The following is a 23,361-nucleotide window of genomic DNA, read 5'->3' as shown; positions in this document are numbered from 1 at the left end:
ACAAGCAACCTTTAACACCGTCCTGTGAGGCGGAGAAGGGAGCGGCTCATGAGTGCACGCACTGTCTTGCACGAAGCCGATATCTCGCGGGCTCTGACCCGCATCGCACATGAGATCCTCGAGTCGAATCGAGGGGCTGAGAACCTCGTCCTGCTGGGCATCCCGACCCGCGGCGTGACACTCGCCCGACGGCTCGCATCCGTCATCGGAGAGATCGCGTCGACCACCGTCGCGGTGGGGGCGCTCGACGTCACGATGTTCCGTGACGATCTCGCGAAGCATCCGACCCGTTCTCCGCGCCCCACCGAGATCCCCGCCGGCGGCATCGACGACAAGACGATCGTGCTCGTCGACGATGTGCTCTTCTCGGGACGCAGCATCCGTGCCGCCCTCGACGCGCTGCAGTCGATCGGTCGTCCCGCGGTCGTGCGTCTCGCGATCCTCATCGACCGCGGGCACCGCGAGCTTCCGATCCGTCCGGATTTCGTCGGCAAGAACATCCCGTCGTCACGCCAGGAGCGCGTGAACGTGCGTCTGCATGAGGACGACGGCGCTGAAGAGGTGACGATCGAAGCATGAGACATCTCCTCGACACCCGATCGCTCGATCGCGAGACGGCGCTGCGCATCCTCGACGTCGCCGAGGACATGTCCGACACGCAGTCGCGCGAGGTCAAGAAGCTTCCGACGCTGCGCGGCAAGACCGTCGTGAACCTCTTCTTCGAGGACTCGACCCGCACGCGCATCTCCTTCGAGGCGGCCGCGAAGCGTCTGTCCGCCGATGTCATCAACTTCGCCGCCAAGGGCTCGAGCGTCTCGAAGGGCGAGAGCCTGAAGGACACCGCTCAGACTCTGCAGGCCATGGGGGCGGATGCCGTGGTCATCCGGCACCATGCCTCCGGCGCCCCGCAGACCCTGGCGACGAGCGGCTGGATCTCTGCGGGCGTCGTAAACGCCGGAGACGGGACGCACGAGCATCCCACGCAGGCGCTGCTCGACGCCTTCACGATCCGCAAGCGGCGATTCGGGGTCGACAGCCGCGGGCGCGACCTCGCCGGCATCAAGGTCGTCATCGTCGGCGACGTGCTTCACTCTCGCGTCGCGCGCTCGAACGTGTGGCTGTTGACGACGCTCGGGGCCGAGGTCACACTCGTCGCGCCCCCGACGCTCGTGCCGCAGAACGTGACGCTCTGGCCCGTGCGCATCGTGTACGACCTCGATCAGGCCCTCGCCGAGGGGCCGGACGCCGTGATGATGCTGCGCATCCAGCTCGAGAGGATGAATGCCGCGTATTTCCCGACTGAGCGGGAGTATTCCAGACGATGGGGTCTTGACGCACTGCGAGTCGCAGGTCTTTCGGACGGTAGCATTGTGATGCACCCCGGACCCATGAACCGGGGTCTGGAGATCTCCTCCGAAGCCGCCGATTCCGCGCGCTCCACCGTGCTGGAACAGGTGACGAACGGAGTGTCCATCCGGATGGCAGTGCTGTACCTGCTTCTTGCGGGAGAACGAGACGACGAACGAGGGGGAGACCAGTGAGCGAGACCCTCGTCATCACAGGCGCACGGATCCTCGGCACGCAGAGTGCCGACATCATCGTCGAGAACGGCGTGATCGCCGAGATCGGCTCGGGACTCAGCCGCACGGGCGCCCGGGTCATCGACGCGGACGGCCTCGTCGCGCTGCCGGGCCTCGTCGACCTGCACACGCATCTGCGCGAGCCCGGCTACGAGGCCTCCGAGACGATCCTCACGGGGACCCGCGCGGCCGCGGCCGGCGGCTTCACCGCCGTCTTCGCGATGCCGAACACCTCGCCGGTCGCCGACACAGCCGGAGTGGTCGAACAGGAGCTCGCACTCGGCGATGTGGCGGGTTATGCCACGGTCCAGCCGATCGGGGCGGTGACGGTCGGCCAGAAGGGTGAGCGTCTCGCCGAGCTCGGAGCCATGGCGACCTCACGCGCCCGGGTTCGCGTCTTCAGCGACGACGGCTTCTGCGTGTTCGACCCGCTGATCATGCGTCGCGCCCTCGAGTACGTGAAGTCGTTCGGCGGCGTCATCGCGCAGCACGCGCAGGACCCCCGCCTCACCGAAGGCGCCCAGATGAACGAGGGCACCGTCTCCGCCGAGCTCGGCCTCGCAGGGTGGCCCGCGGTCGCCGAGGAGTCGATCATCGCCCGCGATGTGCTTCTCGCCGAGCATGTGGGCTCTCGGCTGCACGTCTGCCACCTGTCGACAGCCGGATCGGTCGACATCATCCGCTGGGCCAAGAAGCGCGGCATCGACGTGACCGCCGAGGTGACGCCGCATCACCTGCTCCTCACCGACGAGCTCGTGCGCGGCTATGACGCGCGGTACAAGGTCAACCCGCCGCTTCGTCGCGAAGAAGACGTCCTCGCCGTGCGCGAGGGCCTCGCCGACGGCACTATCGACATCGTCGCGACTGATCACGCGCCGCACCCCAGCGAGCACAAGGCATGCGAGTGGCAGGCCGCGGCCAACGGCATGGTGGGTCTCGAGAGTGCTCTGCGCGTGGTGCACCAGTCGATGGTCGCCACGGGCCTGATCGGCTGGAACGACGTCGCACGCGTGATGAGCGCCGCACCGGCACGGATCGGACGACTGGACGGACACGGAACGCCGCTCGAGGTCGGCGCACCGGCCCATCTGGCGCTCTACGACGAGTCGGTCGCGGGCGTGTTCACTGAGGCCGACCTGCACGGCCGCAGCCGGAACTCCCCGTACCTCGGCCGCGATCTTCCCGGCCGTGTCGAGTACACGGTGCACGGAGGCCTGCTCACGGTCGACGCCGGACACGTGGTCGAGGAGCTCGGCGCATGATCCCCAGGGATGTCGCGATCGCGTTGATGATCGCCCTGGCGGTCCTCGTGCTGCTCTCGATGCTCTTCGCCTGGCGACGACGACTCCGACGCGATTCCGGGCTCACGGCACCCCTCGGCGTTCCCGAGCACGCTCAGGTGCTCGACCGCCACGAGGTGCTCTACGTGTCGACGACCAAGCACGATCAGCCGCTCGAGCGCCTGACGCTGTCGCCGCTCGCGTACCGAGCCCGAGGCGAGGTCGCAGTCACCGATCGGGGACTCGCGCTCTGCCTCGACGGAGCACCGACGGTGTTCCTGGCCTCGGCCCGCCTCGAGAGCGTCGACCGCGCGACCGTCACGATCGACCGCGTCGTCGAGCCCGGCGGGCTGGTCCGCGTGGCCTGGAGCCCTGACGATGACACGATCGTCGACTCGTACCTCCGTCTCACCGACGGCGACCCTCAGAACTTCATCTCAGAACTGCAGCGACTCGTCCCCGCCTCCGGCGCCTCGGACGACACCGCCGCCCCCGACACAGGAGCAACGTCATGACAGCCCTCCCCGAACCTGCCGTCCTCGTCCTCGAAGACGGGACCCGCCACACCGGCCGCGCCTATGGTGCCCTCGGCACCACGATCGGCGAGGTGGTCTTCGCCACCGGCATGTCCGGCTACCAGGAGACATTGACCGACCCGTCGTACGCGGGCCAGATCGTGCTCCAGACGGCACCTCACATCGGCAACACCGGCATGAACGACGAGGACACCGAGTCCCGCCGCATCTGGGTGGCCGGCTACATCGTGCGCGACCCCTCACGCGTCGTGTCGAACTGGCGCGCGAACGCGTCGCTCGACGAGGTGCTGGTTCAGGACGGCATCGTCGGCATCAGCGGCATCGACACGCGCTCGATCACGCGCCACATCAGGTCGGCCGGCTCCATGCGCGGCGGCATCTTCTCGGGTGAGGCCGCACGTCTGGATGCCGACGAGCAGCTGCGCCTCGTGCGCGAAGCGCCGCAGATGGCCGGTCAGAACCTCTCGGCGCAGGTGTCCGTCGACGTGGCCACCGTGACGACGGCCATGGGCGAGAGGGTCGGCAACCTCGCCGTCCTCGACCTCGGCGTCAAGCAGGCGACGATCGACAACCTCGCCGCCCGCGGTTTCGAGGTGCACGTACTGCCGCAGAACGTCACGATCGACGACATCCGCTCGATCGATCCCGTCGCGGTCTTCTACTCCAACGGTCCGGGTGACCCCGCCGCCTCCGGCGACCACGTCGAGCTGCTGCGCGCGGTTCTCGATGACGGTCTTCCGTTCTTCGGCATCTGCTTCGGCAACCAGCTGCTCGGCCGTGCACTCGGCCTCGGCACCTACAAGCTGCCGTTCGGTCACCGCGGCATCAACCAGCCGGTGCTCGACAAGTCGACCGGACGCGTCGAGATCACCGCCCACAACCACGGGTTCGCGGTGGACGCTCCTCTCGAGGGCTCCTTCGACAGCCCCCACGGCTACGGCAAGGTCGAGGTCAGTCACGTCGGACTGAACGACAACGTGGTGGAGGGACTCCGAGCGCTCGACATCCCGGCGTTCTCGGTGCAGTACCACCCGGAGGCGGCCGCAGGCCCGCACGACGCCAACTACCTCTTCGACCGTTTCCGCGACATGGTCATCGCGAGCAAGAAGGACGCCAAGTAATGCCCAAGCGCGACGACATCAACTCCGTTCTCGTCATCGGCTCCGGCCCGATCGTCATCGGTCAGGCCTGCGAGTTCGACTACTCCGGCACCCAGGCGTGCCGCGTGCTCCGCGAAGAGGGCGTGCGGGTCATCCTCGTCAACTCGAACCCGGCGACGATCATGACCGATCCCGACTTCGCCGACGCCACCTACATCGAGCCGATCACCTGGCAGGTCATCGAGACGATCATCGCCAAGGAGCGCCCGGATGCGATCCTGCCGACCCTCGGTGGTCAGACCGCGTTGAACGCCGCGATCGAGCTGCACAACCACGGCATCCTCGAGAAGTACGACGTCGAGCTGATCGGGGCGAGCTTCGAGGCGATCAACAAGGGCGAGGACCGCCAGATCTTCAAGCAGCTCGTGCTGGATGCCGGCGCAGACGTGGCGCGCAGCATCATCGCGCACACCATGGACGACCTGCTCGAGGGAGCGGCTGAGCTGGGCTACCCGCTCGTCGTGCGCCCGTCGTTCACCATGGGCGGTCTCGGATCCGGCTTCGCGTACGACGAAGAGGACCTGCGCCGCATCGGCGGCGCCGGTCTGCGTGATTCGCCGACCACCGAGGTGCTCCTCGAGGAGTCCATCCTCGGCTGGAAGGAGTATGAGCTCGAGCTCATGCGCGACACCGCCGACAACACGGTGGTCGTCTGCTCGATCGAGAACGTCGACCCCGTCGGCGTGCACACGGGCGACTCGATCACCGTGGCACCCGCTCTGACGCTCACGGACCGCGAGTACCAGAAGCTCCGCGACATCGGCATCGACATCATCCGCGCGGTCGGCGTCGACACGGGTGGCTGCAACATCCAGTTCGCGGTCGACCCGAGCAACGGCCGCATCATCGTGATCGAGATGAACCCGCGTGTCTCGCGGTCGAGCGCCCTGGCTTCGAAGGCCACCGGGTTCCCGATCGCCAAGCTCGCCGCCAAGCTCGCACTCGGCTACCGGCTCGACGAGATCCCCAACGACATCACGGGCGTGACGCCCGCGAGCTTCGAGCCGACGCTCGACTACGTCGTCGTCAAGGTGCCTCGTTTCGCCTTCGAGAAGTTCCCGGCAGCAGACGCGACGCTGACGACCACCATGAAGTCGGTCGGCGAGGCGATGGCGATCGGTCGCAACTACGCGACCGCGCTGCAGAAGGCGCTGCGCTCGCTCGAGAAGCGCGGCTCCAGCTTCCACTGGGGCGAGGAGACCCGTTCCGTCGACGAGCTGCTCGAGGTCTCGAAGATCCCGACCGACGGACGGATCGTCACCCTCCAGCAGGCGCTGCGCAAGGGCGCCACGGTCGAGCAGGCGTTCGACGCAACGGCGATCGATCCCTGGTTCATCGACCAGATCGTCCTGATCAACGAGGTCGCCGAGATCGTGCGCACGGCGCCCGAGCTCGACGCGTCGACGCTCCGCTACGCCAAGGAGCACGGGTTCTCCGATGCGCAGATCGCGGAGCTCCGCGGGGAGAAGGAGGCGGAGATCCGCGGCGTGCGTCACGGGCTCGGCATCCGCCCGGTGTTCAAGACCGTCGACACCTGCGCCGGCGAGTTCCCGGCGCTCACGCCGTACCACTACTCGAGCTACGACTTCGAGACCGAGGTCACGCCGTCCGATCGCACCAAGGTCGTGATCATCGGATCGGGCCCGAACCGCATCGGCCAGGGCGTCGAGTTCGACTACTCGTGCGTGCACGCGTCGTTCGCCCTCTCGGATGCCGGCTTCGAGACCATCATGGTCAACTGCAACCCCGAGACGGTGTCCACCGACTACGACACGTCCGACCGGCTCTACTTCGAGCCGCTGACGCTGGAGGACGTGCTCGAGGTGCTCGACGCGGAAGCCGCGAGCGGCACCATCCTCGGCGTCGTCTGCCAGCTCGGCGGCCAGACCCCGCTCGGGCTCGCGAAGGGCATCGAGGCGGCCGGATACCAGGTGCTCGGCACCAGCCCTGCGGCGATCGACATCGCCGAGGAGCGCGAGCTCTTCTCGCAGCTGCTCGACACCGCGGGTCTCGTCGCCCCCCGTCATGGCACCGCCATCGACGCCGAGGGCGCCGTCGCGGTCGCCGAGGAGATCGGCTACCCGGTGCTGGTGCGCCCGAGCTTCGTGCTCGGCGGACGCGGCATGGAGATCGTCTACAGCTCTGAGTCGCTGCGCGACTACTTCGTCCGCACGGCCGGTGAGGTCATCATCGAAGAGGGCAAGCCCCTTCTGGTCGACCGCTTCCTCGACGACGCGATCGAGCTCGACGTCGACGCCCTGTACGACGGCACCGAGCTGTTCATCGGCGGCGTGATGGAGCACCTCGAGGAAGCCGGGATCCACTCCGGCGACTCGAGCTGCACACTCCCGCCCGTCTCGCTCGGCCGCACCGACATCGACCGGGTCCGTGAGGCGACGCTCGCGATCGCGAAGGGCGTGGGCGTCCGCGGCCTGCTGAACGTGCAGTTCGCGATCAGCGCCGGCGTGCTCTACGTGATCGAGGCCAACCCGCGCGCGAGCCGCACGGTGCCGTTCGTCTCGAAGGCGCTCGGCATCCCGATGGCCAAGGCCGCGAGCCGCGTCATGGTCGGATCGACCATCGCCGAGCTCCGCGCCGAGGGCATGCTGCCCGAGCAGGACGGTTCGCGTGTGCCGCTCGACGCTCCGGTGTCGGTCAAGGAGGCCGTGCTTCCGTTCAAGCGCTTCCGCACGGCCGACGGCAAGACCGTCGACTCGATCCTCGGGCCGGAGATGCGCTCGACCGGTGAGGTCATGGGTATCGACCGTGACTTCCCGACGGCGTTCGCCAAGAGCCAGGCGGCCGCATACGGCGGCATGCCGACCTCGGGAACCGTGTTCATCTCGGTGGCCGACTCCGACAAGCGCGCGGTCATCCTGCCGGCGCACCGGCTGCGGCAGCTGGGCTTCACGATCGTCGCCACCGAGGGCACCGCCGAGATCCTCTCGCGCAACGGCATCGCGGTGACCGTGGTCGAGAAGTACAGCGAGACGCAGGAGTCGGGGGCGACCAACATCGTCGACCTCATCAACGACGGCTCGATCGACATCGTCGTGAACACCCCGTCGGGCGGCGCAGCGCGCGCCGACGGATACGAGATCCGGGCGGCGGCGGTCGCGGCCGACAAGGCGCTGTTCACCACGATGGCGGTGCTCGGCGCCGCCGTGAGCGGTATGGACGCGGCACACGAGGGCTTCCAGGTGAAGAGCCTGCAGGAGTATGCGCTCGACCGGAAGGCCAAGGTGTGAGCGAGGGCTTCGGCGAGAGGGTACGCGCGGCGCTCGCGGCGCGCGGCCCTCTCTGCGTGGGCATCGATCCGCATGCCTCGCTGCTCGGCGCGTGGGGTCTGCCGGACGACGCGTCGGGGCTGCGGGAGTTCGGACTCCGCACCGTCGACGCGGCGGCCGGTCGGGTCGGGGTCGTCAAACCCCAGGTGTCGTTCTTCGAGCGATTCGGCTCGGCGGGATATGCGGCTCTGGAGGAGGTCCTGGCAGCGGCTCGCGCAGCCGGTCTCCTCGTGATCGCAGACGCCAAGCGGGGCGACATCGGCTCCACCATGGAGGCGTACGCCGCAGCCTGGTTGACTCCGGGGTCGCCGCTCGAAGCGGACGCACTCACCGTGAACCCCTTTCTGGGTGTCGGCGCTCTCGACGGCGCCTTCGATGTCGCCCATGCGCACGGCAAGGGTCTCTTCGTTCTGGCGGCGACCAGTAATCCGGAAGCGACCACGGTGCAGCGCTCTCTCTCGGCGACGGGTCGCACGGTGTCGGCCGATGTCGTCTCGGTCGTCTCCGCCCGCAACTCCGCGCACACCGCGCCGGGGGAGTGGGGCAGTGTCGGATTCGTGATCGGCGCGACCGTCGAGTGGCCGGATGCCGGGCTCGCGGCGTTCACGCCGTTCTCGCCGATCCTGGCTCCGGGCTTCGGAAGCCAGGGAGCTGCCCCCGCCCACCTGCGTCATCGCTTCGGGTCGATGAGCCCGGCCGTCATCGCCAGCGAGAGCCGCAGCATCCTCGCGGCGGGGCCCTCCGGTCTCGCGGCCGCCATCGACGCTCGCGTCGCAGAGTACAGGGGGGCCGACCGTGGCTGAGTCCCGTCCGGTTCCCGACGTCGATCGAGCCGCCGCAGCGCGTCGCGCGGTCGAACGTCGCCGTGCTCGAGCGTCGCTCAAACGTGACCTCACCACCCGCGTCGTGACGCCCCAGGCCGTGCTCGAGCGAGCGATCGCCGACGCCGATTCCGTCGAGGGATCGATGCGGATCACCGACTTCCTCCTCGCGCTCCCGGCGATCGGTGCGGGGAAGCGCGACCGGATACTCGCCGAACTGGGCATCTCCCCGGTGAAGCGACTGGGTGGTCTCGGTGTGCGTCAGCGCGTCGCGCTGGCGCACTGGCTCGACACCCGTTTCCCGAGCACAGCTCCGCGCGGTGCACGGAGCCGCCTGCTCGTGCTCGCGGGTCCGACAGCCGTCGGCAAGGGCACCGTCGCGGCGCACATCAGGGAGCACAACCCGGAGATCCACCTCTCGGTCTCGGCGACCACGCGTCCGCCACGCCCCGGAGAGATCGACGGCGTGCACTACTTCTTCGTGGATGACGCGGAGTTCGATCGCCTGATCGCCGAGAACGAGCTCCTCGAGTACGCGGTCGTGCACAATCGCTCGCGGTACGGCACGCCGCGCGCCCCGATCGATGAAGCGCTGGCTGCAGGCAAGACCGTCCTCCTCGAGATCGATCTGCAGGGTGCACGCCAGGTCCGCAAGGCCGAGCCGAAGGCGACGCTCATCTTCCTGCTGCCTCCTTCGTGGGACGAGCTCGTGCAGCGACTCGTGGGGCGCGGCACGGAAGACGCCGAGGAGAGAGCCCGCCGACTTCGGACCGCGAAGGTCGAATTGGCGGCGCAGAACGAGTTCGATCACCTCATCGTGAACGAGGACGTCGCCTCTGCGGCCGCCGAGGTCGTAGAATTGTCTTCGAGCTCTGCGCGCTGACCGTCTTCGCGCGCCCGCTGCACCGTCTTCGCGACGATCCCGTCGCCTGATCAGGAGGTCCCACCATGGCCGGACACCACACCAACGGAATCATCGATCCCCCCATCGACAACCTGCTCGACCGCGTGGACTCGAAGTACGAGCTCGTGATCTACGCCGCCAAGCGGGCTCGCCAGATCAACGACTACTACTCCGATCTCCATGAGGGCAACCTGTTCGACAACGTCGGCCCGCTCGTCGACTCGTCTGTCGAGGACAAGCCCCTCACGATCGCTCTGCACGAGATCAACGAGGACAAGCTCCGTCTCCGTCACGCCGAGTGACGTCCGATGACCGCACCGTCGACTGATGTCGGCGGTGCGGTCCATCATGTGAGCATCCCCCTTCTGTCCGACCCCGTTCTGGAGCCCCGATGAGCGCGTTGCGTCTGTTCACGTCCGAGTCCGTCACGGAGGGGCACCCCGACAAGATCTGCGACCAGATCTCGGACAGCATCCTCGACGGTCTCCTCGCGAAAGACCCGGGCTCCCGCGTCGCGGTCGAGACGCTCGTCACCACCGGTCTCGTGCATGTCGCGGGCGAGATCCGCACGGAGGCGTACGTCGATATCCCCACGATCGTCCGTCAGGTCGTGAACCGCATCGGGTACACCTCCAGCGACACCGGGTTCGACGGCGACTCCTGCGGAGTCAGCATCTCTGTGGGTGAGCAGTCGACCGACATCGCACACGGAGTCGACAACGCTCAGGAGCACCGCGACGGCAGCTCGGTCGACCCGCTCGACGGACTCGGCGCCGGAGACCAGGGCATCATGTTCGGGTTCGCGACCAACGAGACCCCGCAGCTCATGCCGATGGCGGCGTGGACCGCGCATCGCATCGCCGAACGTCTCGCCGAGGTGCGCCGATCGGGTGCGCTCCCGTTCCTCCGCCCCGACGGCAAGACACAGGTCACCCTCGGGTACGACGGCTTCACGCCGAAGACGGTGGATGCTGTCGTGCTGTCGACCCAGCACCACCCCGACATCTCGCAGGACGAGATCACATCTCAGGTGCGCGAGCACGTGATCGATCCGATCCTCGCCGGCACGGGGCTCGACCTCGACGACGTCACGTACTACATCAACCCTGCAGGCCCCTTCGTGACCGGCGGTCCGAAGGGCGACGCCGGGCTCACCGGCCGCAAGATCATCATCGACACCTACGGCGGCGCCGCTCGGCACGGCGGCGGCGCCTTCAGCGGCAAGGATCCGTCGAAGGTCGACCGCTCAGGCGCCTACGCCACGCGCTGGGTGGCCAAGAACGCGGTGGCTGCCGGCCTCGCCGATCGACTCGAGGTCCAGGTCGCGTACGCGATCGGAGTCGCTCGACCCGTCGGGCTCTATGTCGAGACCTTCGGCACCGGCAAGGTGTCTGACGAGGTCATCACACGCGCGATCGAGAGCGTGTTCGACCTGCGCCCGCAGGCGATCATCGAGCAGCTCGACCTGTTGCGTCCGATCTATGCGCAGACGGCGGCCTACGGTCATTTCGGCCGCGAGCTGCCGGACTTCACCTGGGAGCGCATCGACCGCGCAGAAGAGCTGCGCCGCGCTGCCGGTCTCTGAGGCGCGGCCTGATGGCAGCCCTCCGCTCATGACGACGCAGAGCCGGCGCATCGCGCGTGTGCTTCTCGATTCGCCTCTGCCGCAGCTCGATCGCTTGTTCGACTACGCGCTCCCGGCCGAGCTCGGCGAGGTGCCGGTGGGTGTGCGCGTGCGGGTGCCCTTGCGCACGGCAGGGCGGGTCGTCGACGCCTATGTCGTCGAACTCGACACCGAGGACGATGCGGATCGGCCGCTCTCCGAGGTCGAGAGCGTGGTGTCGCTCGTGCCGGTGCTTCCTGAGCACACCTATCGCCTGGCGCGGCGCGCCGCCGACCGTGCCGCCGGCTCTGCATCCGATGTGCTCCGGCTCGTGATCCCCAAGCGCCAGGTGCGCGTCGAGAAGGCGTGGACGGCCGATTCTCCCGCGCCGGTGCTCGCAGACTCCGCTCGCGACGCCGCCGCGCACCTGATCGGCATGTACGACGGCCTCGAGACGGTCCTCGAAGAATGCGGGCGAGCAGCCGTCGAGGCCATCCCTGTGGCTCACCTCGGGGACTCCGGCTGGGCAGCTCTCCTCTCGGCCGCCGCGGGTCGGATGCTCGCACACGGGCGCTCCAGCATCCTGATCGTCCCCGACCATCGCGATCTCGATCACCTTCTCGTCGCGCTCGCCTCGTTCGTGCCCGCCGAGGCGATCGCCCGCTGGGATTCTCGTCAGACGAACCCCGATCGCTATCGCGCATTCCTGCGTTCGCTGGAGGATTCGCCGTGCATCGTCGTCGGCAACCGCTCGGCGGTGTACGCCCCGGTGCGCGCAGGGCTCGTGGCCGTCTGGGACGACGGCGACCCGCTGCTCGGCGAACCGCTGGCACCGTACATCAACGCCCGCGACGCGGCGCTGCTCCGGCAGGAGCAGGAGGACTCGGCGCTGCTGTTCGTCGGGCACACGCGCACCACCGACGTCGAGAGACTGGTCGCGCACGGATGGCTGAAGGACGTGCGGGCAGAGCGCCGTGTGCTGCCGAGGGTCATCCTGAGCACGCCTCAGGAGATGGATGCGCCCACGGCCCAGCGGATGCCGTCGTCGGCATTCCTGTCTGCCCGCAACGCCGCTGCGGAGGGACCGGTGCTGGTGCAGGTGTCGCGCCCGGGATTCGCGCCGTCGCTGGTGTGCGCCGAGTGTCGCGCGCCGGCCCGGTGCGCGCACTGCGCAGGACCGCTCGGTGCGAAGCACCGCGGAGCCGTGCCGGTCTGCGGCTGGTGCGGACGGGGCGCCCGAGCGTGGGCCTGCCCGCACTGCTCGTCGACGGCCCTGCGGCTCGCCTCGTCGGGCAGCGAGCGCACGGCCGATGAACTGGGCAAGGCGTTCCCGGGAGTCCGCGTCATCGTCGCAGACAGCGCACACCCGGTCGAGAGCGTGGCCGACAGACCCGCCCTCGTTGTGGCCACTCGCGGCGCCGAGCCCGTGGCCGACGGCGGCTATCGCGCCGTGATCCTGCTCGACGGGCCGCGCATGCTCCAGGCCCCGGATCTGCGCATCGGCGAGTCCTGCCTGCGCTGGTGGTCGAATGCGGCAGCCCTCGCCGCACCGTCTGCCCCCATCCACCTCGTCGGAGTCGACGGCGGGATCGCGCGGGCGCTCGCGACCTGGAACCACGCCGGGTATGCGCGTGCGGAGCTCGCCGAGCGCGCGCCCCTGCACATGCCGCCGGCCGCTCGTGTCGCTCTGGTCGAGGGGACAGCCGCGGCCGTCGCGCGAGCTCTTGCCTCGCTGCAGGAGCTCGCGCTTCCCTCCGACGCGGTGCTCGGCCCGGTGCCGGTCGACTCGGACGACTATCCGCCCCGTGTCCGCGCTCTCGTGCGGTTCGAGTACGGCGCGGGTGCCAAGGTCGCGGCGAGCCTGCGTGCCTCGGTCGTGGCGGAGGCCGTGAGCAACCGCCGGGGCAAGGGGGCGACTCGGAGCGCACTTTCGGTTCGGCTCGATATCCTCGACCCGGAGCTCTGATCACGCTTCGCCCGCCCCTGGCAGTCGTCATCATCATCCCGATCGTTCAGTTCCCCGCATCCCACCGGAGCACCTTCATGCGTCTCGTCTTCGCCGGCACCCCGTCGGCCGCCGTTCCCACTCTCCGTCGCCTTGCGGCGGAGCACGACATCGCCGCGGTCGTCACGCGACCCGACGCGCCGCTCGGGCGCAAGCGGGTTCTCACGCCCTCGCCCGTGGCTCAGGCCGCCGTCGATCTCGGGCTTCCCCTCATCAAGGCCGCCCGGCTCGACGACGAGGCGACTGCAGCGATCACGGCCCTCGACGCCGAACTCGGTGTGATCGTCGCGTACGGAGGACTCGTGCGTGAACCCCTTCTCTCCGCACCGGCGAAGGGATGGATCAACCTCCACTTCTCGCTGCTGCCGCACTGGCGCGGTGCAGCCCCCGTGCAGCGCGCGTTGATCAACGGCGACGCGCAGCTCGGCGCGAGCGTCTTCCAGCTCGTGCCCGCTCTCGATGCGGGCGACGTCTTCGCTTCGCGTGCCGTCGCCGTTCCCGCCGATGTGACGGCCGATGCCGCGCTCGACGCCCTCGCCGTCGACGGCGCAGAACTCACCGCCGAGGTCGTCGCCGCCATTTCCGCAGGCACGGCTCGAGCCGTTCCACAGCGCGGAGAGGCGACGCTCGCTCCGAAGCTGACGCTCGACGACGGGATGCTGCACTGGACCGATCCGCTCGCGAGCGTGTTCGCACGCTTCCGCGGCGTGACCCCGGAGCCCGGCGCCCACACGACCGTCGACGGTGTGCGCCTGAAGATCCTCGAGGCGGCGCCCGCCGACCTCGACGAACATCTCGCCCTGGAGCCGGGAGAGATCATGCCGACGAAGTCCGCGCTGCTGATCGGCACCGCGTCGGGTCCGCTGTCGGTCACTCGCGTGCAGCCTGCCGGCAAGGGAGCGATGAGCGCCGTCGACTGGTGGCGCGGGCAGCGCGACACCTTGACGTTGCGAGCCGGCGCGTGAGCGGCCGCCAGGGCAACAGCCCACAGTCCCAGAACGGCGACGGAGCATCCCGCGGCCGTGCGCAGGCGCCCCGCGCACAGCGCTCACACGCAGAACGGGCGCGGGGTTCGGAGCGATCGGTGCAGCCGGCGCGCCGCGTGGCCTACGACGTGCTGCGCGCGGTCTCGGAATCCGACGCCTACGCGAACCTCGTGCTCCCTCCCGCGATCGCCGAGGCCCGACTCACCCCGCAGGATGCTGCCCTCGCGACCGAGCTCACCTACGGCACGCTTCGCCGTCGTGGCACCTACGACGCGATCATCGCCGCAGCTGCCGCCCGACCCGCCGAAGAGATCGATGCCGCAGTGCTCGACGCGCTGCGGCTCGCGACCCATCAGCTGCTCTCCACCCGCGTCGCCTCGCACGCGGCCGTCAACGAGTCCGTGAATCTCGTCGCCGCGGCACTGGGTCGAGGAGCATCCAGCTTCGCGAACGCGGTGCTGCGACGGATCTCCCGCGAGACGCCGGGGGAGTGGGAGCAGCGCATCGAGAGTGCGGCGCGTTCCGATGACGAACGGCTCGCGCTGCGCTCCGCGCATCCTGTCTGGGTGATCCGCGCTCTGCGGCGCGCTCTGGCCGCCGAAGATCGGGCAGACGAGCTCGATGAGCTTCTCGATGCAGACAACGTCTCGCCCGAGGTGACGCTCGTCGCGCTCCCCGGCCTCGCGGAGCCGGGCGAGCCGCGCCGCGCCTACGCCCCGACTGCGTACGGATCGCCCGGCGGTGACCCCCATCGCGTCATCGCTGAGTCGGGCGGCACCGTGCGGGTACAGGACGAGGGCTCGCAGCTGGTGGCTCTCGCCTTGGCCGATGCTGCACCCATCACGGCGGGAGAGCGCTGGCTCGACCTCTGTGCCGGTCCCGGAGGCAAGACGGCTCTGCTCGCCGCGATCGCCCATGAGAACGACGTCATCCTCGAAGCGAACGAGGTGATCCCCACCCGCGCACGGCTCGTGCGCAACGCCGTACGAGCCGTGCCCGGCGAGGTGACCGTGCATGAGCTCGACGGCCGCACGTTCGGGGCGACCCGCACCGGTGAATTCGATCGCATCCTCGTCGATGCCCCGTGCACGGGTCTCGGGGCGCTGAGGAGGCGCCCGGAGGCGCGGTGGCGCAAGACGCCCGCCGATGTCTCGCAACTCGTGCCCCTCCAGGTCGAACTCCTGTCCTCCGCGCTCGATGCGCTCGCACCCGGTGGCATCGTCGCCTACGCGACCTGCTCCCCGCATCTCGCCGAGACCGTCGGCGTCGTGTCGGAGGTGCTGCGTGGCCGCACCGACGTCACAGAGCTGGATGCCAGAGCGGTGCTCTCCGGCCTCTCCGACTCTCCGATCGATCTCGGAAGCGACGGATCGGGCCGGGCCCAGCTCTGGCCCCATCGCCACGGGACCGACGCCATGTTCCTCGCGCTCCTCCGGCGCGACGACGACCCCGGCGTGAGCGCCGGAGAGGGAGACTAGAGACGTGGAACTGCCTGGCGCACCGCGCATCAACCCCAGCATCCTGGCCGCCGACTTCGTGAACATGCAACGCGACCTCGCGAAGATCGCCTCCGCCGACTTCGCGCACGTCGACGTCATGGACAACCACTTCGTGCCGAACCTCACGTTCGGTCCGCAGATGGTGGAGCGGATCCAGGCGACGAGCCCGATCCCGCTCGACGTGCACCTGATGATCACGGATCCCGAGCGGTGGGCCCCCGCGTACGCCGAGCTGGGAGCTGCGAGCGTCACGTTCCATCTCGAAGCCGCCGCCGACCCGATCTCGCTCGCCCGCACGCTCCGGAGCATCGGTGCGCGGGCCGGTGTCGCGATCAAGCCCGACACCCCCGCCGATGGCCTCTACAGCGTGCTGGAGGAGTTCGACCAGATCCTCGTGATGACCGTCGAGCCCGGATTCGGCGGTCAGGGATTCATGCCCGAGACCATGCCGAAGCTGCGGGCTCTCGCTGACGAGGCGAAGCGTCGGGGCTCGAACGTGTGGCTGCAGGTCGACGGCGGGATCTCGGACTCGACCATCGAGGCCGCCGCCGCCGCCGGAGCCGACACCTTCGTCGCAGGATCGGCCGTCTACGGGGCCGACGACGTCGAGGCGGCCGTCACCCGGCTCAGGGACCGCGCCAGAGCCGCTAGCCTGGAATCGTGAAGACTTTCGACGAGCTGTTCGCCGAGCTCAGCGGCAAGGCCGAGACCCGACCAGAGGGATCGGGCACGGTCGCAGAACTCGACGGCGGCGTGCACACGATCGGCAAGAAGATCGTCGAGGAGGCCGCCGAGGTCTGGATGGCGTCCGAGTACGAGTCCGACGAGGCGGCGGCCGAAGAGATCTCGCAGCTGCTCTACCACGTGCAGGTGATGATGATCGCGAAGGGTCTCAGCCTGCAGGACGTCTACCGACATCTGTGAAGCGCTCCGCCCCACTCGCTTCGATCTGAAGGCATCCCATGCTGCGCATTGCTGTTCCCAACAAGGGCTCTCTCTCCGAGACGGCCGCCGACATGCTCGCGGAGGCCGGCTACGCCGGTCGCCGTGACCCCAAGACCCTCCACGTCGTCGATACCGACAACAACGTCGAGTTCTTCTATCTCCGTCCGAAGGACATTGCGACCTACGTCGGTTCCGGGGCGATCGACGTCGGGATCACCGGTCGCGATCTGCTCCTCGATGCCCGCATGCCCGGTGCGCGGGAGATCGAGGCTCTCGGTTTCGCAGGCTCGACCTTCCGGTTCGCGGCCCCCTCGGGGCGCTACAGCGACGTCTCGGAACTCGACGGCCTGCGTGTCGCGACGTCGTACCCCGGTCTCGTCGACCGATTCCTCGACGAGCGGGGGATCGCCGTCGATCTGGTGCCGCTCGACGGCGCTGTCGAGTCGGCGGTCCGGTTGGGCGTGGCCGACGCTGTCGCCGATGTCGTAGAGACGGGCACGACGCTCCGTCAGGCGGGCCTCGACGTGTTCGGGCCGGTCATCCTCGAGTCCGAAGCCGTGCTGATCGCCGGGCCCGAAGACGCCGACGGCTCCGAGACTCTGCTGCGACGGCTGCGCGGCGTCATGGTGGCGCGGCGCTTCGTCATGATCGACTACGACCTGCCGTTGGCACTGCTCGACGACGCCGTCAAGATCGCGGGCGGCATCGAGTCGCCGACCGTGTCTCCGCTGCGCGATCCCGAATGGGTGGCCGTGCGGGTGATGGTCGCACGTGCGCGCGTCAACCCCGTCATGGACTCGCTGTACGCTCTCGGCGCGCGCGCGATCCTCGTCACGGCGATCCACAACGCGAGGCTCTGATGACTCTCGCGAGTCGCGTCATCCCCTGTCTCGACGTGGCTGACGGTCGTGTCGTGAAGGGCGTGAACTTCGAGAACCTGCGCGACATGGGCGACCCCGTCGAGCTCGCCCGTCACTACGCGGCACAGGGCGCCGATGAGATCACCTTCCTCGACGTCACGGCCACGGTCGACGCGCGCGCCACGACCTATGACGTCGTGCAGCGCACGGCCGAGCAGGTCTTCGTTCCCCTCACGGTCGGCGGGGGAGTCCGCACGGTCGACGATGTGGCGCGCCTGCTCTCGGTCGGTGCCGACAAAGTCGGCGTCAACTCCGCCGCGATCGCGCGGCCCGAGCTCATCGGCGAGATCGCCGACCGCTTCGGCGCTCAGGTGCTCGTGCTGTCGCTCGACGTCAAGCGGGCGGACACCACGGTCTCCGGCTTCGTCGTCACCACGCACGGCGGAAGAACCCAGACCACTCTGGATGCGCTCGAGTGGGCCCGCGAGGCCGCCGAGCGCGGAGCCGGCGAACTGCTGGTCAATTCGATCGACGCGGACGGCACTCGAGACGGCTTCGATCTCGAGCTCGTGCGCCTCATGCGCGAGGTCGCCTCGGTACCCGTGATCGCGTCCGGCGGCGCTGGCAAGGCCTCGGACTTCGCGCCGGCGATCAAGGCCGGAGCAGACGCGGTACTCGCAGCGAGCGTCTTCCACACGGGCGCGCTCACGGTCGGCGACGTCAAGCACGCGTTGCGTGCGGAAGGAGTGATCGTCCGATGAGCGACGTCGAGCAGCGCATCGCGCAGGTGGCGTTCAACGCCGACGGCCTGGCGCCGGTGATCGTGCAGCAGTGGGACACGAACGAGGTGCTCATGCTCGCGTGGGTGAACGACGAGGCGCTGCGCCGAACTCTCACGACCGGTCGCGCGGTGTACTGGTCTCGTTCGCGTCAGGAGTACTGGCGCAAGGGCGACACCTCCGGTCACATCCAGGTCGTGCACGAGGCGCGTCTGGATTGCGACGGCGATGCGATCCTGCTGCGCGTGGATCAGACCGGGCCCGCCTGTCACACCGGCACCCGCACCTGCTTCGACTCCACCGACCTCGAGGCGGTCGCAGGGAGCACTCCCGCATGAGTCTCGCGCAGAGAGGGCGCTCGATCGCCGTATGCGGGTTCCTGCTCGCCGGAGCCACCGGCATCATCTCCTCGACGCAGACCTGGCTCACGGTCGAGAGGGCGGATGCCGGCGAGGCGATCCTCGTGCCGGGGGCCTCCGCGCTCCCGCTCCTCGCGCCCTTGAGCCTGGCGGTGCTCGCACTCGGACTCGCGCTGTCGATCGCGAGCCCCATCGTCCGCGTCGTCCTCGGCGCGCTCGGCGTGGCGGCTGCGATCTTCCTCGGGGCCACCACGCTCTCCCTGTACCTCGAAGAACCTCTGGGCGCCGTGACCGCCACCGTCACCGAGACGACCGGGCTCGCCGGCAGCAGCGCGATCGCCGACGTCGTCTCAGGCATCTCACTGTCGGCATGGCCGACCATCACGCTGATCGGCTGGGCCGTCCTGCTCCTGGCATCGACGACGGTGCTCGGCACCTGGCGTCGATGGAAGTCGGGAGGGCGGCGGTATCGCACGGACGCCACGCACGACACGCACGCCACGGGGCCCGTGGATGCGATCGATTCCTGGGACGACCTCTCCCGTGGAACCGATCCGACACGGTGACCCCGATAGACTGAGACCGATCCCGCACGTCGTCCCCGGAGGAGACCATGACCAACCCGATCGCTGACCCCGGCCACGGACACTCGCCTGCTGCCTGGACGGCCGTGATCATCATGCTCGCCGGCTTCACACTCGGCACGCTGGCTTTCTGCCTCGCCGAGTTCAGCCCGATCTGGGTCACCCTGGTCTGGGTGTTCGCGGCTCTCATCCCGATCGGCGCGCTCGTCGGCTGGGCGCTGGCCAAGGCCGGCTACGGCGTGAAGGGCCCCAAGTACCAGCCGAAGGCGCACTAGTGGTCCTCGCCGACCTCACGGCCGGCGCAGTCGCAGACGCGGAGCGTCGCTCTCTCACCCGGCCCCTCGCCGAGGTCGAGCGCGACGCTCTGGCACGCCCTGCCGCCAAAGACGCCGTCGCCGCGCTCGCGCGATCGGAGCGCGTGAAGATCATCGCCGAGGTGAAACGGGCGAGTCCTTCGCGCGGGGCGCTCGCGGACATTCCCGATCCTGCGCTCCAGGCCTCGCTGTACGAGCAGGGGGGAGCGTCGGCGATCAGCGTCCTCACCGAGGAGCGCCGTTTCGGCGGCAGCCTCGCCGATCTCGAGGCGGTCACGGCCCGCGTCGGGCTTCCCGTGCTGCGCAAGGACTTCATCGCGACGCGCTATCAGGTGCTCGAGGCCCGGGCCGCGGGAGCCGACCTCGCGCTCCTGATCGTCGCCGGCATCGAGCCCGCCGTGCTGCGCGACCTGTTCGGTTTCATCACCGAGCTCGGGATGACGCCGCTCGTCGAGACGCACTCGGCCGATGAGCTCGAGGCGGCGATCGACCTCGGTGCTCCGCTGATCGGCGTGAACGCCCGCGATCTGAAGACCCTCGAGCTCGACCGCGATCTCTTCGGTCGCCTCGTGGACCGCATCCCGGACAGCGCGATCAAGATCGCCGAGTCCGCGGTCCTCACCCCTGAAGACGTCACGCACTACCGCTCCGCGGGCGCCGACGTCGTCCTGATCGGGGAGGCGCTCGTGACGGGCGACCCGATCACCACACTCAAGAGCTTCCTGGAGGCGTGATGAGCCTGCGAGACCAGCATGGTCCACTGTTCGGCGACTACGGCGGGCGGTACATGCCCGAATCGCTGATCGCCGCGATCGACGAGCTCTCCGCGGCCTATGCGGACGCGATCGTCGACCCGGTGTTCCGCGATGAGCTGGCGTCGCTGCTCAGCTCCTACGCCGGACGCCCCTCGCCGCTCACCGAGGTCGCCCGGTTCGCAGAGCACGCCGGCGGTGCTCGCGTCTTCCTCAAGCGGGAAGACCTCAACCACACCGGCTCGCACAAGATCAACAACGTGTTGGGCCAGGCGCTGCTGACGAAGCGCCTCGGCAAGACCCGGGTGATCGCGGAGACCGGAGCAGGCCAGCACGGTGTCGCCACGGCCACCGCGGCGGCCCTTTTCGGCCTCGACTGCACGATCTACATGGGCGAGGTCGACACCGAGCGCCAGGCGCTGAACGTCGCGCGGATGCGTCTGCTGGGCGCCGAGGTCGTGGCCGTCACCTCGGGTTCGCGCACGCTGAAGGACGCGATCAACGACGCCTACCGCGACTGGGTCGCGAGCGTCGAGACGACCAACTACATCTTCGGCACCGCCGCGGGCCCGCACCCGTTCCCGGCGATGGTGCGCGACTTCCAGAAGATCATCGGCGAGGAGGCGCGTCAGCAGCTGCTCGACGAGGTCGGCAGACTCCCTGACGCCGTCATCGCGTGCGTCGGAGGCGGCTCGAACGCGATCGGCATGTTCGATGCCTTCCTCGACGACGAGGACGTCAAGCTCTACGGGGTCGAGGCGGCCGGCGACGGCGTCGACACTCCGCGGCATGCGGCGTCCATCGAGCGCGGACGCCCCGGCATCCTGCACGGCGCGAAGACCTATGTGCTGCAGGACGAAGACGGGCAGACGATCGAGTCGCACTCGATCTCCGCCGGTCTCGACTACCCGGGCGTGGGTCCCGAGCACTCCTGGCTCGCCGACATCGGTCGCGCCGAGTACATCCCGGCGACCGACGACGAGGCCATGCAGGCGCTGCGTCTGCTCAGCCGCACCGAGGGAATCATCCCGGCCATCGAGTCCGCCCATGCCCTCGCCGGCGCTCTGCGTCTCGGTCGTGAGCTGGGACCCGACGCGGTTCTCGCCATCTGCCTGTCCGGCCGCGGCGATAAGGACATGGACACCGCGGCCCGATACTTCGACCTCTACGACGCAGAGGCGCTCGCGCACGACGTCGCAGACGAGAGCGATGCCGAGGCGGCAGCGTCCAAGGGGGAGCCGGAACTGTGAGTCGCGTCGAACAGGCCATCGCCTCCGCCCACGCTGCCGGTCGCAGCGCGTTCGTCGGCTACCTCCCGGTCGGGTTCCCCGATCTCGAGACGAGCATCCAGGCTGCCATCGCCCTCGCCGAGAACGGCGTCGACATCATCGAGCTCGGCCCGCCCTACAGCGACCCGGTGATGGACGGCGCGGTGATCCAGGAAGCCACGACCGCGGCGCTCGCGAACGGTTTCAAGATGAAGGATCTCTTCACCGCGGTGCGTGCCATCACGGATGCGACCGACGTGCCGGTGCTGGTCATGACGTACTGGAACCCGGTGTTCCAGTACGGGGTCGACCGCTACGCAGACGACCTGCTCGCCGCAGGCGGCGCAGGACTGATCACGCCGGACATCACGCCGGACGTGGCGGGGGAGTGGATCGCGGCCAGCGAGCGCACGGGCCTCGATCGCGTCTTCCTCGCCGCGCCCACCTCGACCGACGAGCGCCTCGAGCTCGTCGTGAAGTCGTCCACCGGATTCGTCTACACGGTCTCGACCATGGGCATCACCGGTGAGCGCACGGAGCTCGATCGCGCGGCGCGCACGCTGGTCGCTCGCCTGCGCGAGCACGGCAGCATCCGCGCGTGCGTCGGCATCGGCATCTCGACCGCCGAGCAGATCGCCGGGGTCTCGGAGTACGCCGACGGCGCGATCGTCGGCACAGCACTGGTCCGCGCTCTCCGCGACGGCGGAGTCCCCGCACTCGCAGAGGTCACCCGAAACCTGGCGGTCGGCACGTCGTCGGCACGCCCCGCACACGAGAACTAGAATCGCACTCATGTCCCTCGCGCTCCACAGCACCTTCAGCGGCGTGCTCGCCAGCATCCCGAGCCCCACGGTCTCGTACATCGACCTCGGTCCGCTCCGGATCCACTTCTACGCGCTCTGCATCATCGCCGGCATCATCGCCGCCGTGCTGCTGACCAACCACCGCCTCACCAAGCGCGGAGCAGAGCCGTGGGTCGTGATCGACATCTCGATCCTGGCCGTGCCGCCGGCCATCATCGGCGCCCGCATCTTCCATGTGCTGACGCACCCGAACTTCTACTTCGGCGAGGGCAAGAACACCTGGAATCCCTTCGAGCCCGGCTCCGTGTGGGCGATCTGGGAGGGTGGCATCGCCATCTTCGGCGCACTCCTCGGAGGCGCAGTGGGCGCGTACCTCGGATGCCGGTGGACCGGGATCCGCTTCTGGACCTTCGCCGATGCACTCGCTCCCGGGCTCCTCCTCGCGCAGGCGATGGGCCGTTTCGGCAACTGGTTCAACAACGAGCTCTACGGTCTTCCCACCGACCTGCCCTGGGGCCTCGAGATCCCGTCGGACAACTCGGCGTTCCCTCCCGGCCTCCCCGAGGGCACGCTGTTCCACCCGACGTTCCTCTACGAGGTGATCTGGAACGGCCTCGGCGTCATCGTGCTTCTGTGGCTCAGCCGCAAGGCGACCGCCTTCCAGTGGGGCAAGCTGTTCGCGATCTACCTCATCTGGTACAGCGCGGGCCGCGTGGTCTGGGAGTCGATCCGCATCGATCCGAGCGAGATCATCCTGGGCCTGCGCAGCAACGTGTGGGCGGCGATCCTCGGCATCCTCGTGGGAATCACCATCCTCATCGTGCAGTCCCGTCGTCACCCCGGTCTCGAGCCTTCGCCGTACCAGCCTGGCCGCGGCCGGAAGGACGTCGACGCTGATGTAGAATCGCAGAACAATCCCTCCGATTTCGTGGACGTGAGTGAGCCTCCGTCCGAAGAAGTCGCCGCAGGAGCCAGCGCCACAAGCACCGCTCCCACGGACACGGAAAGCTCTCGATAGCCCACCGGTCCGTGCGGA

The 23,361-nt window shown here is 68.9% G+C and carries 24 protein-coding genes; all 24 read left to right on the top strand.

The window, feature by feature from the left end; translation table 11 throughout:
* Positions 1-48: 48 nt before the first annotated feature.
* The 24 genes from pyrR (at position 49) to lgt (ending at position 23,343) form a co-directional block, all read left to right on the top strand.
* A complete protein-coding gene (gene pyrR, locus AC3WS6_RS10920) occupies positions 49-579 on the top strand; it encodes a bifunctional pyr operon transcriptional regulator/uracil phosphoribosyltransferase PyrR (RefSeq protein ID WP_492501038.1) in 531 nt (176 codons plus the stop codon).
* Positions 576-1,541 (top strand): aspartate carbamoyltransferase catalytic subunit, encoded by a 966-nt coding sequence (locus AC3WS6_RS10915; protein WP_492501037.1) that lies wholly within the window; start codon positions 576-578, stop codon positions 1,539-1,541. The genes pyrR and AC3WS6_RS10915 overlap by 4 nt, the downstream gene beginning before the upstream one ends.
* Entirely contained in the window at positions 1,538-2,842 is a 1,305-nt protein-coding gene (locus tag AC3WS6_RS10910; protein WP_492501036.1) for a dihydroorotase, read from the top strand. Before AC3WS6_RS10915 ends, AC3WS6_RS10910 begins: the two co-directional genes overlap by 4 nt.
* Positions 2,839-3,375 carry a PH-like domain-containing protein gene (locus tag AC3WS6_RS10905; RefSeq protein WP_492501034.1) on the top strand — a complete coding sequence of 179 codons (537 nt, stop codon included), beginning with the start codon at positions 2,839-2,841 and terminating at the stop codon, positions 3,373-3,375. The genes AC3WS6_RS10910 and AC3WS6_RS10905 overlap by 4 nt, the downstream gene beginning before the upstream one ends.
* The gene (carA, locus tag AC3WS6_RS10900; protein WP_492501033.1) at positions 3,372-4,517 is read left to right on the top strand and encodes a glutamine-hydrolyzing carbamoyl-phosphate synthase small subunit; all 1,146 of its coding nucleotides are present in this window, start codon (positions 3,372-3,374) and stop codon (positions 4,515-4,517) included. Before AC3WS6_RS10905 ends, carA begins: the two co-directional genes overlap by 4 nt.
* Complete coding sequence (gene carB, locus AC3WS6_RS10895) at positions 4,517-7,804, top strand: carbamoyl-phosphate synthase large subunit (protein ID WP_492501032.1); 3,288 nt, start codon at positions 4,517-4,519, stop codon at positions 7,802-7,804. The genes carA and carB overlap by 1 nt, the downstream gene beginning before the upstream one ends.
* Entirely contained in the window at positions 7,801-8,646 is an 846-nt protein-coding gene (gene pyrF / locus AC3WS6_RS10890) for an orotidine-5'-phosphate decarboxylase (RefSeq protein WP_492501031.1), read from the top strand. Before carB ends, pyrF begins: the two co-directional genes overlap by 4 nt.
* Positions 8,639-9,547 (top strand): guanylate kinase, encoded by a 909-nt coding sequence (gene gmk / locus AC3WS6_RS10885; protein ID WP_492501030.1) that lies wholly within the window; start codon positions 8,639-8,641, stop codon positions 9,545-9,547. Before pyrF ends, gmk begins: the two co-directional genes overlap by 8 nt.
* Before the next feature lie 65 nt (positions 9,548-9,612).
* Positions 9,613-9,870: a DNA-directed RNA polymerase subunit omega gene (gene rpoZ / locus AC3WS6_RS10880; RefSeq protein WP_042536631.1), complete on the top strand. Its 258-nt coding sequence runs from the start codon at positions 9,613-9,615 to the stop codon at positions 9,868-9,870.
* 89 nt (positions 9,871-9,959) lie between these two features.
* Positions 9,960-11,153 carry a methionine adenosyltransferase gene (gene metK / locus AC3WS6_RS10875; RefSeq protein WP_492501029.1) on the top strand — a complete coding sequence of 398 codons (1,194 nt, stop codon included), beginning with the start codon at positions 9,960-9,962 and terminating at the stop codon, positions 11,151-11,153.
* 28 nt (positions 11,154-11,181) lie between these two features.
* Positions 11,182-13,137: a primosomal protein N' family DNA-binding protein gene (locus tag AC3WS6_RS10870; protein ID WP_492501028.1), complete on the top strand. Its 1,956-nt coding sequence runs from the start codon at positions 11,182-11,184 to the stop codon at positions 13,135-13,137.
* A 77-nt stretch (positions 13,138-13,214) separates the two neighbouring features.
* Positions 13,215-14,141, top strand: coding sequence for a methionyl-tRNA formyltransferase (fmt, locus tag AC3WS6_RS10865; RefSeq protein ID WP_492501027.1), 927 nt, complete (start codon positions 13,215-13,217; stop codon positions 14,139-14,141).
* A gap of 119 nt (positions 14,142-14,260) precedes the next feature.
* On the top strand, positions 14,261-15,640 hold the full coding sequence (locus tag AC3WS6_RS10860; RefSeq protein WP_492501026.1) for an RsmB/NOP family class I SAM-dependent RNA methyltransferase: 1,380 nt from the start codon (positions 14,261-14,263) through the stop codon (positions 15,638-15,640).
* 4 nt (positions 15,641-15,644) lie between these two features.
* Entirely contained in the window at positions 15,645-16,325 is a 681-nt protein-coding gene (gene rpe, locus AC3WS6_RS10855) for a ribulose-phosphate 3-epimerase (RefSeq protein ID WP_492501025.1), read from the top strand.
* Entirely contained in the window at positions 16,322-16,585 is a 264-nt protein-coding gene (locus tag AC3WS6_RS10850; RefSeq protein ID WP_201469762.1) for a phosphoribosyl-ATP diphosphatase, read from the top strand. Before rpe ends, AC3WS6_RS10850 begins: the two co-directional genes overlap by 4 nt.
* A gap of 38 nt (positions 16,586-16,623) precedes the next feature.
* Positions 16,624-17,466, top strand: coding sequence for an ATP phosphoribosyltransferase (gene hisG, locus AC3WS6_RS10845; RefSeq protein WP_492501024.1), 843 nt, complete (start codon positions 16,624-16,626; stop codon positions 17,464-17,466).
* Positions 17,466-18,227, top strand: a complete 762-nt coding sequence (gene hisF, locus AC3WS6_RS10840) for an imidazole glycerol phosphate synthase subunit HisF (protein WP_492501023.1) — start codon at positions 17,466-17,468, stop codon at positions 18,225-18,227. Before hisG ends, hisF begins: the two co-directional genes overlap by 1 nt.
* On the top strand, positions 18,224-18,583 hold the full coding sequence (gene hisI / locus AC3WS6_RS10835) for a phosphoribosyl-AMP cyclohydrolase (RefSeq protein ID WP_492501022.1): 360 nt from the start codon (positions 18,224-18,226) through the stop codon (positions 18,581-18,583). Before hisF ends, hisI begins: the two co-directional genes overlap by 4 nt.
* Positions 18,580-19,170: a Trp biosynthesis-associated membrane protein gene (locus AC3WS6_RS10830; RefSeq protein ID WP_492501021.1), complete on the top strand. Its 591-nt coding sequence runs from the start codon at positions 18,580-18,582 to the stop codon at positions 19,168-19,170. The genes hisI and AC3WS6_RS10830 overlap by 4 nt, the downstream gene beginning before the upstream one ends.
* Positions 19,171-19,217: 47 nt before the next feature.
* Complete coding sequence (locus AC3WS6_RS10825) at positions 19,218-19,463, top strand: DUF6704 family protein (protein ID WP_241795261.1); 246 nt, start codon at positions 19,218-19,220, stop codon at positions 19,461-19,463.
* The gene (gene trpC, locus AC3WS6_RS10820; RefSeq protein WP_492501020.1) at positions 19,463-20,236 is read left to right on the top strand and encodes an indole-3-glycerol phosphate synthase TrpC; all 774 of its coding nucleotides are present in this window, start codon (positions 19,463-19,465) and stop codon (positions 20,234-20,236) included. The genes AC3WS6_RS10825 and trpC overlap by 1 nt, the downstream gene beginning before the upstream one ends.
* Positions 20,236-21,504, top strand: a complete 1,269-nt coding sequence (gene trpB / locus AC3WS6_RS10815; RefSeq protein WP_492501019.1) for a tryptophan synthase subunit beta — start codon at positions 20,236-20,238, stop codon at positions 21,502-21,504. Before trpC ends, trpB begins: the two co-directional genes overlap by 1 nt.
* Positions 21,501-22,304: a tryptophan synthase subunit alpha gene (gene trpA, locus AC3WS6_RS10810; protein WP_492501018.1), complete on the top strand. Its 804-nt coding sequence runs from the start codon at positions 21,501-21,503 to the stop codon at positions 22,302-22,304. The genes trpB and trpA overlap by 4 nt, the downstream gene beginning before the upstream one ends.
* A 10-nt stretch (positions 22,305-22,314) precedes the next feature.
* Complete coding sequence (gene lgt / locus AC3WS6_RS10805) at positions 22,315-23,343, top strand: prolipoprotein diacylglyceryl transferase (RefSeq protein WP_492501017.1); 1,029 nt, start codon at positions 22,315-22,317, stop codon at positions 23,341-23,343.
* Positions 23,344-23,361 lie beyond the last annotated feature (18 nt).

The organism is Microbacterium sp. EB106-03-03-XG65, assembly GCF_058791955.1.
This window is presented reverse-complemented; position numbering and strand designations above follow the sequence as displayed.